9 protein-coding genes and 1 tRNA gene are annotated in these 11,582 nt (G+C 46.8%); 4 read left to right on the top strand and 6 right to left on the bottom strand.

Annotated features, from left to right (window positions below):
• Window positions 1-188: 188 nt before the first annotated feature.
• On the bottom strand, window positions 189-704 hold the full coding sequence (locus tag ACP2WE_RS21670; RefSeq protein ID WP_330485781.1) for an inorganic diphosphatase: 516 nt from the start codon (window positions 702-704) through the stop codon (window positions 189-191).
• 245 nt (window positions 705-949) lie between these two features.
• Between ACP2WE_RS21670 and murI the strand changes: the two genes are divergently transcribed.
• Both murI and ACP2WE_RS21660 read left to right on the top strand, forming a co-directional pair.
• A complete protein-coding gene (gene murI, locus ACP2WE_RS21665) occupies window positions 950-1,789 on the top strand; it encodes a glutamate racemase (protein ID WP_425217610.1) in 840 nt (279 codons plus the stop codon).
• A gap of 44 nt (window positions 1,790-1,833) precedes the next feature.
• Window positions 1,834-3,312: an N-acetylmuramoyl-L-alanine amidase gene (locus tag ACP2WE_RS21660; RefSeq protein WP_425217609.1), complete on the top strand. Its 1,479-nt coding sequence runs from the start codon at window positions 1,834-1,836 to the stop codon at window positions 3,310-3,312.
• A gap of 20 nt (window positions 3,313-3,332) precedes the next feature.
• Here ACP2WE_RS21660 and ACP2WE_RS21655 read toward each other — a convergent pair whose 3' ends face one another.
• The 4 genes from ACP2WE_RS21655 to miaB form a co-directional block, all read right to left on the bottom strand.
• Entirely contained in the window at window positions 3,333-4,406 is a 1,074-nt protein-coding gene (locus ACP2WE_RS21655) for an LOG family protein (protein WP_425217608.1), read from the bottom strand.
• Between the two features lie 118 nt (window positions 4,407-4,524).
• A complete protein-coding gene (locus ACP2WE_RS21650; protein ID WP_425217607.1) occupies window positions 4,525-5,292 on the bottom strand; it encodes an ABC transporter ATP-binding protein in 768 nt (255 codons plus the stop codon).
• 156 nt (window positions 5,293-5,448) lie between these two features.
• Window positions 5,449-5,520: transfer RNA gene (locus ACP2WE_RS21645), tRNA-Lys, on the bottom strand.
• A gap of 26 nt (window positions 5,521-5,546) precedes the next feature.
• On the bottom strand, window positions 5,547-6,956 hold the full coding sequence (gene miaB, locus ACP2WE_RS21640; protein WP_425217606.1) for a tRNA (N6-isopentenyl adenosine(37)-C2)-methylthiotransferase MiaB: 1,410 nt from the start codon (window positions 6,954-6,956) through the stop codon (window positions 5,547-5,549).
• A gap of 38 nt (window positions 6,957-6,994) precedes the next feature.
• Here miaB and ACP2WE_RS21635 point away from each other — a divergent pair, with 38 nt between their 5' ends.
• Window positions 6,995-7,180 carry a hypothetical protein gene (locus tag ACP2WE_RS21635; RefSeq protein WP_425217605.1) on the top strand — a complete coding sequence of 62 codons (186 nt, stop codon included), beginning with the start codon at window positions 6,995-6,997 and terminating at the stop codon, window positions 7,178-7,180.
• On the opposite strand, the gene ACP2WE_RS21630 is transcribed toward ACP2WE_RS21635, so the two are convergent.
• Window positions 7,177-8,802 carry a 2-isopropylmalate synthase gene (locus ACP2WE_RS21630; protein ID WP_425217604.1) on the bottom strand — a complete coding sequence of 542 codons (1,626 nt, stop codon included), beginning with the start codon at window positions 8,800-8,802 and terminating at the stop codon, window positions 7,177-7,179. The two genes, ACP2WE_RS21635 and ACP2WE_RS21630, sit on opposite strands and share 4 nt — an antisense overlap.
• 117 nt (window positions 8,803-8,919) lie before the next feature.
• Here ACP2WE_RS21630 and ACP2WE_RS21625 point away from each other — a divergent pair, with 117 nt between their 5' ends.
• On the top strand, window positions 8,920-11,577 hold the full coding sequence (locus ACP2WE_RS21625; protein ID WP_425217603.1) for a hypothetical protein: 2,658 nt from the start codon (window positions 8,920-8,922) through the stop codon (window positions 11,575-11,577).
• The last annotated feature ends 5 nt before the right edge of the window (window positions 11,578-11,582 follow it).

The raw sequence follows: 11,582 nt of genomic DNA, 5'->3' as shown, positions 1-11,582 counted from the left end.
TAGTGCTCTTTGGCTTCCAAACTATTCTCTTGTCTTGGTTCTGGCGCTTTCTCGAGAACTCCTTTCGTTTGCTCTCGTTTTTTCGCCTTACTAGGCTACCTAACTTATCTGGCTTTGTCAACCCCCTTTGCAAATGTTTTTTTGGAATAGCTTGTAACGGTTAGCAGGCAAAGCTTTGAGTCGTGTAGCTATTTACCAAACCCAGCTTCTATGCCTTTGGCAACAAGCGCATTCACTGCTTCTACGCCTTCCCAGCCTTTAATCTCGGTTACTTTTTTCTCTAGGTTTTTATAGCTACGGAAAAATTCGGCAATTTCATCAAGACGATGCTGAGAAATATCTGACAAGGTTTTAACGTTGGCATACCGAGGGTCTTTGTCGGGGACACAGAGAATTTTTTCGTCGCGATCGCCACCGTCAATCATGATCAGCATGCCGATCGGACGTGCAGGAATTACACAGCCAGGAAATGTGGGTTGATCCATAATCACCATGCCATCAAGGGGATCGCCATCATCGCCTAGGGTATTGGGGACAAAGCCGTAATCATAGGGATACTGTACGGATGAATAAAGCACGCGATCGAGCGCAAAAGCATTGAGGTCTTTATCAAACTCATATTTGTTTTTGCTGCCCGCAGGAATTTCGATTAGGACATTAAGAATGCCGGGCTTAGGTTGAGCAGGAATCCGCGATAAATCCATAAAAATTACTTTGATACTCCTAAAGTGTTTTAGCTCTCAGTGAAGAGCCGTAAATGTACTTAGAGTTAAGTATAAGTGGCTTCTGAACCCTTCCAACTTTAATGACATGATTCATTCACCGGTTGGGCTAGGGTCATTAGCTAAGCACAAACTAGCTAAGTGAATATGAACATTTTGAAAATTATGCTTTACTGTGAGCAGTGTGATGTGTGAGGAAGTGAATGTTTTCAAATCAGCGAAGCGAAATGCTAACGTACAAGCATGATACACAGTATCCTATCGGTGTTTTTGATAGTGGGGTAGGGGGGCTAACAGTACTACAAGAGATGCATCGCCAGTTACCGCAAGAGTCAATTATTTATTTTGGTGATACTGCACGTTTACCATATGGCAAGCGGACGCAATCAGAAATTATTGAATATGTCCGCCAAATTTTGGTCTGGATGCAGTCTCAGTCAGTCAAGATGGTGATTATGGCTTGTAACACCAGTTCTGCTCTGGCGTTAGATGTTGTGCGACGGGAGTTTGACCTACCAATTTTAGGTTTGATCTTGCCTGGGGCAAGAGCTGCTGTACAAAAAGGCAAGCGGATTGGGGTAATTGCGACAACTGCAACGGTTAACAGCGGAGCCTATACACAAGCCATGCTAGAGAGCTGTCCTCAAGCAGAAATCTGGCAAGTTGACTGTCCTGAGTTTGTGCCTCTGATTGAGTCAAATCGGATTAACGATCCTTACACCTTGCAAATTGCCAGTGAATATCTAACACCCTTACTGAAAGCGAAAATCGATACGTTGGTGTTTGGTTGCACGCATTATCCTCATCTCAAGGATATTTTGCGGCATATCGTGCCTGCTCATGTACGGTTTATCGACCCAGCCAAGTACGTTGTCAAGGCAGCTATGCAGGAACTGGATATTTTAGGATTACGTCATAGTGAAGGTAGGAGTGCAGGGAATCGAAATCTAACGAAGTTTTATGTCAGTGGCGATCCCGAGCAGTTTGCTCAGGTTTCTAGTCGCTGGCTAGGCAAAGTGCCATCAGTGGAAAATGTGTCGCTCTCTCCTGTAGAATTGCTGTCTTAAAGTTTCCCTTATGGCTCTCTGAATTTTCACATGGGAGTACTGTATTGAAATACAAGCAGCTTTGGTTTGGCATTAGTTTTTGCCTCGTTGGATATTGTTGTGGCACTTCAGCAGTTTTAGCTCAGTCCAGAGTTAATCCAGTGTCTGAAGAGTCTGTACTTCAAGCCCAGATAAATCCGACTAGTTTAAATAACGGGTTCAGGCTTAGAGGAGTTCAAGCTTCACCTGATGGCTTGCTGCTGTTGATTAATGGCAGTCCTCAAGTAAATATGTGGCGGGTTGCGAATCCCGATCGCATGATTGTCGATCTACAGGGAACGGAAGTTGCATCAGAGATGCATGGTTCAGTCATCCCTTTAAATCGCTATGGGGTGAAGCAAGTAAGGGTTGCTCAGTTTCAGCAAAGCCCTGCGATCGCGCGTCTCGTCTTCGATCTAGATCCCAATACGGCGAATACGGCTTGGCGAAGTAGCTTTAATCCTGCAAGTGGGGTGCTAGTTTTAAAACCAACGGGTGCGACAACTCCCACACCTCAGCCTTCACCATTAGTATCCAATGGTGGGGGCGCAAGTACAGCAATACCTGCAACGATTCAAGCTTTGGTGGTGACGAGTTCTGGTCAGCTAATTATTCAGGCAGATCAGGGATTTACCTATCGTGGTAGCCAAGATCTCACTTCCAATACTTACAATCTCACAATTACGCCTGCCCGCATTTCCGCTCAACTGCAAAAGCCAACACTAAGTGCCAATAGTCCGCTAGAGCGGATTCGGATGACACAAGTGGGAAATTCAGTATTGATTGGAATTCAAACGACAGCAGGCTGGCGTTTACAAGATGTTGGCAGTGGAAGTGCGAGGCAAGTATCGCTGTCTTTGTACCGTCCTAAGGGCGGCACAATCGGTCAAATTCCATCTTCAACCATACCTACGCCGACAACCATACCTTCAACTTCTGTACCGTCCAATCGAGGCAGAGGATTGGTAGTCATCGATCCAGGACATGGAGGACCTGATGTGGGTGCGATCGGGAATGGAATTTATGAAAAGAATGTCGTTTTGCCGATCGCGTTTCAACTAGGTCGAGCCTTGCAACAGATGGGCTACTCTGTGGTTTATACCCGTACAGGTGATATTGACTTAGACTTAGAGCCACGCGTACAAGTGGCTGAAAATGTTAAAGGCGATGTATTTGTCAGCGTTCATGCCAACTCTCTGGCATCAAGAGCAAATGAAGTTAGTGGGATTGAAACCTATTACGCCCCTGGAGCCGTTTTAGGCCAGCAGCTTGCCAGTGCTGTGCATCAGCAACTCATAGCTGGAACGGGTGCAATCGATCGCGGCGTTAGAGCGGCAAGATTTTATGTAATTCGCAATACCACGATGCCTGCAATTTTGGTAGAGACAGGGTTTGTCACAAATCCAAGAGATGCTGCCAATCTGAATAATCCTGCTTACCAAGAGCGCATGGGCGCAGCGATCGCTAGAGGCGTCGATCAATTTATGCGATATTACCGCCGTTAGTCGTTGGAATTTTCTCAGGATTATTTACTTTCAGGATGATATTCAGAATGGCACAGGATTTCATCATCACAGGTTTGGTTAATTTCCAAAATTAGCTGCTGAAGGCGACCGTAGTTACGCTGATTAAAATACATGACCAATCGGGGTAACGATAGAATGTGCGGTTCTCTTTTTTCTTGGGATAGAGCTTTACTTCGTTGGATGCTCCCCTTAACCAGTACATCACTAAAATTTTGATTGAGTCGATCTAGGTGAGCATCGGAAATATCAAAATTGAGCCGCACAACAAATAGATTTTTCACCCAACGGCTGGAGTGATAGACCTTATAAAAGTCATGAATTGCCTGACAAGCTCGCTCGACTTTGTCGGTAATCACGTACAAATTGCGATCGCCAGCAGTAATTAGACCGCGTTTTTGCAAGTGCTTTTGAATATATTCATCCCATTGTTGCCAATAGTCGCCACCTGGTTTGTCTATAAGCACAAGTGGCCTAGGTGTCGCTTTTCCCGTTTGACAGAGCGTGAGGCATTCAAAAAATTCATCTTGAGTCCCAAATCCCCCGGGGAATAAAGCGATCGCATCACTTTCTTTCAAGAAAAATAACTTGCGGGTGAAAAAATACTTAAAGTTCATAAATCTGCCATTCGCATAGTCATTAGCAACCTGCTCAAATGGCAAAGAAATATTTAACCCAAAAGAGAGATCCTTTCCTGCCCCCTCATTACCTGCTGCCATAATGCCACCACCACCACCTGTTATCACCATAAAACCTTTAGCACTAATGCACTGAGCAAAATCGAGTGCCTGTTGGTATTCAGGATCGGTTGGTAAAGTGCGGGCAGAGCCAAAAATACTCACTTTGCGAGTACTGCCATAGGGGTGAAACAGCGCGATCGCTTTCTGGAAATCTTGCAAAGAGCCTGAAATCAGCTTCCAGTCGAGACGTTCAGTGGGATTTTGACTGAGAAGTGCGATCGCTTCTAAAGACGATTGAATTAAGTCATTATTTTCAAGTTCTGGCAGGCGATCGATCAGCCGATGCAGATCGGCTTTTAGCTTGGTGAGATCTTCTGGTTTAGGGGATGTAGTCATAGACTCATTTTAGTGGCTGTCTTTAGCAATTCACGCTAAAAGTTCACCCTGACAAAATCAGCATTCAGCAGTCAAGTTATCGATCAGCAATTTACAGCTAACTGCCAATAACTAACAGCTAACCACTACCTAAATAGGCTTCTAGAACTTGGGGATTGCAACAAATTTCCTCAGGCGTACCATCTGCGAGATAGCGACCTTCTGCCAACACCCAAACGCGATCGCACAGAGACATAATCACATCCATATTGTGCTCGATGATCAAAAAACTCAAACCCGATTGGTTCCATTGCTGAATGTGACCGCAGATCTCTTCGATCAGAGCAGGATTCACGCCTGCGGCGGGTTCGTCCAATAAAATTAACTTCGGATCGCTCATCAGAGCCCTACCAATCTCTAGTAACTTACGCTGCCCCCCCGAAAGAGAACCTGCATAGTTGTCTGCCATGTGAATCATGCCAATGGATTCGAGAATATGCCTCGCTTTTTCACGATTTTGACGTTCTTGCTCGGCAATTTTGGTTGCCTGAAACCAAGCATTCCAAAATTTCTCACCAATTTGATCTTGAGCGGCAAGCAGCATATTCTCAAGCACAGAAAGACGAGAGAGCACGCGCGGCACTTGAAAAGTCCTGACCATGCCCAACTGCGCGATCGCATGGGGTGGCTTACCCTGAATTGGCGCACCCATCAGTTGCACCGTACCGAGATCGGGCTTGAGAAAATTAGACAATAAATTAAAGAATGTCGTCTTACCCGCACCATTAGGCCCAATCAGCCCTGTAATGCTCCCCACTGGCACTTCAATGCGAGCATTTTGGACTGCCCTAATCCCGCCAAAAGCCTTGGACAGGTTTTCCGCCTTTAAAATTGCTACATTATCCATGCGTAGAATTGTAAATTAAAATCCGTGCGATCGCAGTTCTGGCAGAGAGGCGATCGCCAGCATACTTGAACAGTTCCTAAATCTCTGAAAATAGCAGGAATACTGTCAGCTTACTTTAGGCTCACAAACGCTATATAGAAAGGCTCAGACAAAAAATGGGTCGCCCGGGACTCGAACCCGGAACTATTCGGTTAAAAGCCGAGTACTCTACCATTGAGTTAGCGACCCGCGCGGTTAGCTAGAATAACACAATTTTAGACAATTACACCAGTCAAACTAAAAGGTCTTGCTTCGGTGATGTATAAATTGAGAATTTCGCCGATCGAACTGGTAAATTGTACCTCTGAAAGACCCACATTTTCTAAGAAAACGAGACGATTGCCGCGCGTGCGCCCCATGAGCTGCTTGGCATTTTTGGGATTGACACTTTCGATCAAGACCGATTCCGTGCGTCCCAGATAGCGCTGCGATCGCTCCGCCGCTTTTTGATTGACCACATGATTGAGCCTTTGCAAGCGATCGCTCTTGACTGCTTCACTAAGCTGATTGTCCCACACCGCCGCAGGCGTACCGGGACGTGGCGAATAGGCAGCCGTATTCACCAGATCGAAGCTAATTTCTTCTACCATCCGCACCGTATTTTCAAACTGTGCCTCGGTTTCACCGGGGAAAGCTACGATCGCATCGGCACTGATCGAGGCATCGGGCATAATTTCGCGGATCGAATCGATAATGCGGCGATATTTCTCTTGGGTATAGCCCCGCGCCATCGCCTTAAGCACATTGTTATCGCCCGACTGAAACGGAATATGAAAATGTTCGCAGACCTTTGGCAGTTCGGCACAGGCTTTAATCAGACGCGGACTAAAGTAACGGGGATGACTGGTAGCAAAGCGAATACGCTCAATACCCTCAACATCGTGAATAAAGTACAGCAAGTCTGTGAGCGTAATTTTGCCCCCAACCCCAGCGCCTACACCACCTGGAGAAAGGTCGCGCCCATAGGCATCAATATTTTGTCCCAGCAACGTGATTTCTTTGTAGCCCTGCGCCGCTAGGGAAGCGACTTCTTGGCGAATCACCTCAGGGGTGCGAGATTGTTCCTTACCGCGTACAGCCGGCACAATACAGTAGGTACAGGACTCGTTACAACCATAGATTACATTTACCCACGCCGCGATCGTGCTGTTGCGTCTTGGTTTGGTAATGTCTTCTTCGATATAGGCTTCTTCGGTGGCAGCAACTTGGTTGCCATTAAAGACTTGGGTTAAGAGGTCTTCGAGGCGATTGACATGCTGAGGCCCCATCACCAAATCTAGCTCTGGTACGCGCCGCAACAGTGCCTCGCCTTCCTGCTGTGCCACACATCCAGCCACAACAAGGGTGAGATTGGGGTTTGCATGTTTGCGTTTTACCTGTCTGCCCAAGTAGGAATAAACTTTTTGCTCGGCATTGTCACGAATGCTGCAAGTATTGTACAAAATCAGGTCTGCTGTCTCCGCTTCATCAGTAGCGGTATAGCCCATATTCTCTAAAACGCCTGCCATGCGCTCAGAATCCGCCTTATTCATCTGACAGCCAAAGGTGACAATGTGATATTTTTGGCAATCGCGCTCAGTTTTGGCTAGATTTGTGGCTGAGATCGGCAGTTGGGTAGCAGTCATAGGGAATATCGCACTTAAGTATTGAAATTTATGTTGAAATGACGATGCTGAAATCACCGCAGGGAGCCTTCATTTTACAGCAGGATTTTTTTTACGCTACCTATATACCCATGCAATTCCCTTTCCAGATTGGGTTTTCAGGATTTAGAGAGGATTACGAACATGCTCAAGGGGTGAGTCATTCCTTGAGCATGGGACGGCATCTCAAAATACTAGGCGTCTAGACTTTGGTATCCACCTTTTGAGCCACAGCTTGCAGCGCATAATGGAGCTTATTCAAAGCATTGATGTATGCTCTTGCCGATGCCACAATGATGTCTGTATTCGCGGAGTGACCCGAGAAAACACCAGCTTTTTCATGGCTGAGGCGAATCGTAACTTCACCCAAAGCATCGATGCCTGCGGTCACAGACTGCACAGAGAACTCAATCAATTGATTGGGCACGTTGACCAGACGGTTGATCGCCTTGTAAACCGCATCCACAGGACCAGTTCCAACTGCCGCATCGGTGAGTTCCTCTCCGTCGGGCGTAAACAGTGTCACCGTTGCTGTCGGTAGGGCGCGATCGCCGCAGCTTACCTGAACATGCTCTAGCTTGTAGGCACTAGGCGCTTGACGAATTTCGTCATTGACCAAGGCTTCCAAATCCCAATCGGTAATCTCTTTTTTCTTGTCGGCAACTTCTTTAAAGCGCACAAAGGCACTGTTGAGTTCCAACTCGGTCAACGCAAAGCCCAACTCTTTCAAACGAGCGCCAAAAGCATGTCTGCCCGAGTGCTTCCCTAAAACCAGTTGATTTTCGGTCAAGCCGATCGATTGGGCATCCATAATCTCGTAGGTGAGTTTATTTTTGAGAATGCCATCTTGGTGAATTCCCGACTCATGGGCAAAGGCATTTGCACCGACGATCGCTTTGTTTGCCTGCACCAACATGCCCGTAAATTTAGACACCAAGCGGGAAGTTTTATGAATCTGCGTTGTATCGATCTTAGTAAGTGGTGCGTTTGATTCAACAGGACGACCCAAAAACGGATTGAAGTACTGACGACGCACGTGTAACGCCATCACGATTTCTTCGAGAGCCGTGTTGCCAGCGCGTTCGCCAATGCCATTAATGGCGCATTCTAGCTGTCTTGCCCCATTCTTGACAGCTTCTAGGAAATTTGCCGTTGCCAAACCTAGATCGTTATGCCCGTGGACAGAGATAATCGCCCGATCGATGCCGCGCACCTTTTGCTTGATGCCGCGAATCAACGCACCAAATTCTTCGGGGGTTGTGTAACCGACTGTATCGGGAATATTCAAGGTGGTCGCGCCTGCGGCGATCGCCGCTTCTAAAACCTCGTAGAGATACTCAGGATCGGTACGGGTGGCATCCATGGGCGAAAATTCCACGTCATCGCAAAAAGACTTGGCATAGGCAACCATTTCGGAGGCGATCGCCAAAACTTCGGGACGGGACTTGCGCAATTGATACTCTAGGTGAATATCAGAGGTAGAGATAAAGGTGTGAATGCGTCCGTGGACAGCAGGTTTAATTGCCTCCGCCGCCGCTTTAATATCGGCTTTGATCGCTCTGGCTAAACTGCAAATAATCGGGCCATCGGCAGTGCCGACGGTCTCGGCAATTTTATGGACAGCTTCAAAATCTCCAGGTGAAGCGATCGCAAACCCTGCTTCAATCACATCTACACCCAGTTGAGCCAGTTGACGGGCAATGATCAGCTTTTCTTCGACGTTTAGGGTGGCACCGGGGCATTGTTCGCCATCCCGTAGTGTAGTATCGAAAATAATCACGCGGTCAAGATCGACGTTTGGCTCTGAAACAGGTACTGATGTAGACATAATTGGTCACAAGTTGAATAAAAATCATTTAACTGCCTAAACAAAAAATAAAAGTCCAAGAAAAAAACTAGATTTGTAGTTTCCTTTTTGCGATTATTTGTGCTTTGATTTTAGCGCATGGAAATAGAGCTAGACACAGATCAAAATCCAGATCGAAATATCGATCGAATTCACGGTCAAGCTGAACAAAATGTTGACCTCAGCGATCGCCATGGGCAAAATCACATTCCCACAGCAAATCAAAGCCTTGACCACAGCAACAATCTTGGCATTATTCGTACAGAGTGGGAGCCAGATCGCAATCCTTCACAGCCCCCAATTCAGACCAAAGTCCCACCACAAGTTCAGCCGCCATCTACCCATCAATCCCTAACCCAGCCTCAAAAGAAAATTCAGCGAACCGAGTCCCTCTTAGATCGAGAACTCAAGCGCGTCCGCGATCGCAAGGCTCATCAAATGCAGCCACCCCCTAATTCACAGCCCGACCTTAAGCCTGAGCCCAAAAACAAGTCAAAGCTCGATCGCAAGCCCAAGCCAGAATCACAACCCAATCTATCCTCCGATCTAGTCCCCTACCAAAAAACCGAGCGCAAACCAACTTTGGCGCACCATGAAACATCAAAGCCAAAGCGAAAGTCCAAGAAACCTTTACCTAGTGGTCAGATTGGCTGGTCAGATCTGTTTGTTATGCTGAGCATCCCGATTGTAGGATGTGGTATCTGGTTGGGCGCACAGTTTTTGTCCAATCCCCTCTCGATGAGTTGGCTATATTCCACCCAAGCCCCGATCTTTACCCCCTCACTGTGGAATCAACCCAAAACCCTCTCGCAAATTAAAGCCGAACTTGCCGAGTCGCAACTGAGCCTAGGGGATAGCCTCGAACTCAAAACTGGCGAGCAAATCTATGCGGTGCTCCAATCTGAAAATAAAGCGATTCGAGAAATTAGGCTGTATCACCCCATTAGCGATCGCGGCAGCGAAAAGCTAGTTCTCATTACCTCAATTCAAACCCCTGGGTTGGATGAGTACTTTGTCAAAGCACCTTTGATCAAATATCGCTCTGCCCAAGTCAACACTAGGCTCAACTACAACCGCATGCCGCTCACCAAACTCAAAGCGATCGTAGGAACTGCCCCCAGTCAAGGCGTATGGTTTGTAGCCTATGGGAAGACCGATGACACAATGTATGGGCAAGTATTTAACTACACCCCCGATCCACAGCCTACGATGGTAATGCTCAAAGACTGGGTAAGCCCTTTGGGTGAGTTTCCTAAGTGGCAAGTGGCGTTAGGCAACAACAATAGTAAGCAGGAAAATACCGAACAAGAGACTGCACCTAAATCACAGTTGGTAATCAACCAAAGCATCGATTTTGAACCCAATTATTCGATCTTCCAAGTTGAAGATAATATTTCCCATGAATCCAAGAGTTATATCCAACTGCGTCAGGTGACACTCAATGAAGGGTTAGGGTTGCCTCGCAAATACAGTAATGCCTTAACCCTTGCCAGTGCTGGTTTATGGTCATCAGCTTTAACCAAATTCAACGAGCTAAAGCTAGAGTTCAAAGCAAAAGGCAAAACCTTTACTCCTTACGTACAGGAACAGTACGAGCTAATTTCGCTACATGCCACACTTTCAGCTAGCCAAGCCAGGCAACCTTTTTCTGATTTTGGCGAACAGATTTTAGTCAAAATTATTGATGGTCATTGGCAAGAAGCACTAGAAAAGATCCAATCTACAGAAGGCAGTGCTGAGAAAATTGCTGCCATGCTCGCCAAATACGATACGCACATCTGGATGCGCGTGCAAACTGCACTCAAAATAGAGCCCTCACCTGCGGTTAAAGCTTGGGGCGGGTTGGTTGTGCTCAATCGCGAGGGATTGCGGCAAGCAGAGCGCTGGCTCAAAGAGCAACAAGCGGACTCAAAGGATGTGCTTGCCTTATTGCAAAAACTCGATTTAAACCCGATCGCCCTCAAGCCCCAGCAACTCTTAGGTACAATTTCTTATTTAGGCAAGGGTAAACTTGGCGCACAATGGCAACTGACACCCCCTGAACTCCTGACAGGACAGGCATGGTACGTAATTGATGTGGCGATCGCCCGAGATGGCGATACTTGGAAAAATGCCCCTTTCCCAGAGTTAATCGATCGCTCGTCTTTATTTGCCTGGAAAGTTTTAGGCTTAGAGCAAAATAATCGGATTGGCATCGCAATCACCGAAAACCCTGAAGAATTGCTGACAGCTTCGTTGTTGGCGCAGTCGCTCTCGGTAGACGGCTATGGCAATATTCGCTTACTCGCCACGGGTAATGAGGAGCTAGCAAAATCTTTAAACAAAGGCTCCATTCCTGCCTTAGTAACCACAGGCGGATCGATCTCTGACACCAGAGGCCAAATGGTCTATCTTTCGGCACTAGCTCCAGAGACCGCAAATAGTATTATTAACACCCTATACCGAGAAATTGGCAGATTGGGGCAGGTATCGCTGAGCATAAAAGATTTCAGCCAACAACTACAGCAGTGGTCGTTTCAATCGATCGATATTGACGGAGATGACAAACCTGAGTTGTTGCTAGAAATTAATCGCAGCCAAGTAGACTTAGGCGATCGTCACTATCCGATGGTGGCTGTGTTTACTACCACAGGTCGATTGCTCTTTAGTGACATTGGCAATCGCGCCCGCCGCTGGATCGGGGTTTTACCTAGCAAAGTGGGCGGACAAATTCTCACCGAAATTAACGGATATTATGAGGTTTGGACATTGAGGTAGTTGAC

The organism is Tumidithrix helvetica PCC 7403 (assembly GCF_965232925.1).
GTDB lineage: Bacteria > Cyanobacteriota > Cyanobacteriia > Pseudanabaenales > Pseudanabaenaceae > Tumidithrix > Tumidithrix helvetica.
Note: the sequence above shows the minus strand (reverse complement) of the source record. Positions and strands in the feature narration are given on the sequence as shown.

Bases quoted from the DNA above. Each gene is read 5' to 3' on its own strand.
- ACP2WE_RS21670 (WP_330485781.1), bottom strand. From the start codon at position 704: ATGGATTTATCGCGGATTCCTGCTCAACCTAAGCCCGGCATTCTTAAT.
- murI (WP_425217610.1), top strand. From the start codon at position 950: ATGCTAACGTACAAGCATGATACACAGTATCCTATCGGTGTTTTTGAT.
- ACP2WE_RS21655 (WP_425217608.1), bottom strand. From the start codon at position 4,406: ATGACTACATCCCCTAAACCAGAAGATCTCACCAAGCTAAAAGCCGAT.
- ACP2WE_RS21650 (WP_425217607.1), bottom strand. From the start codon at position 5,292: ATGGATAATGTAGCAATTTTAAAGGCGGAAAACCTGTCCAAGGCTTTT.
- miaB (WP_425217606.1), bottom strand. From the start codon at position 6,956: ATGACTGCTACCCAACTGCCGATCTCAGCCACAAATCTAGCCAAAACT.
- ACP2WE_RS21635 (WP_425217605.1), top strand. From the start codon at position 6,995: ATGACGATGCTGAAATCACCGCAGGGAGCCTTCATTTTACAGCAGGAT.
- ACP2WE_RS21630 (WP_425217604.1), bottom strand. From the start codon at position 8,802: ATGTCTACATCAGTACCTGTTTCAGAGCCAAACGTCGATCTTGACCGC.
- ACP2WE_RS21625 (WP_425217603.1), top strand. From the start codon at position 8,920: ATGGAAATAGAGCTAGACACAGATCAAAATCCAGATCGAAATATCGAT.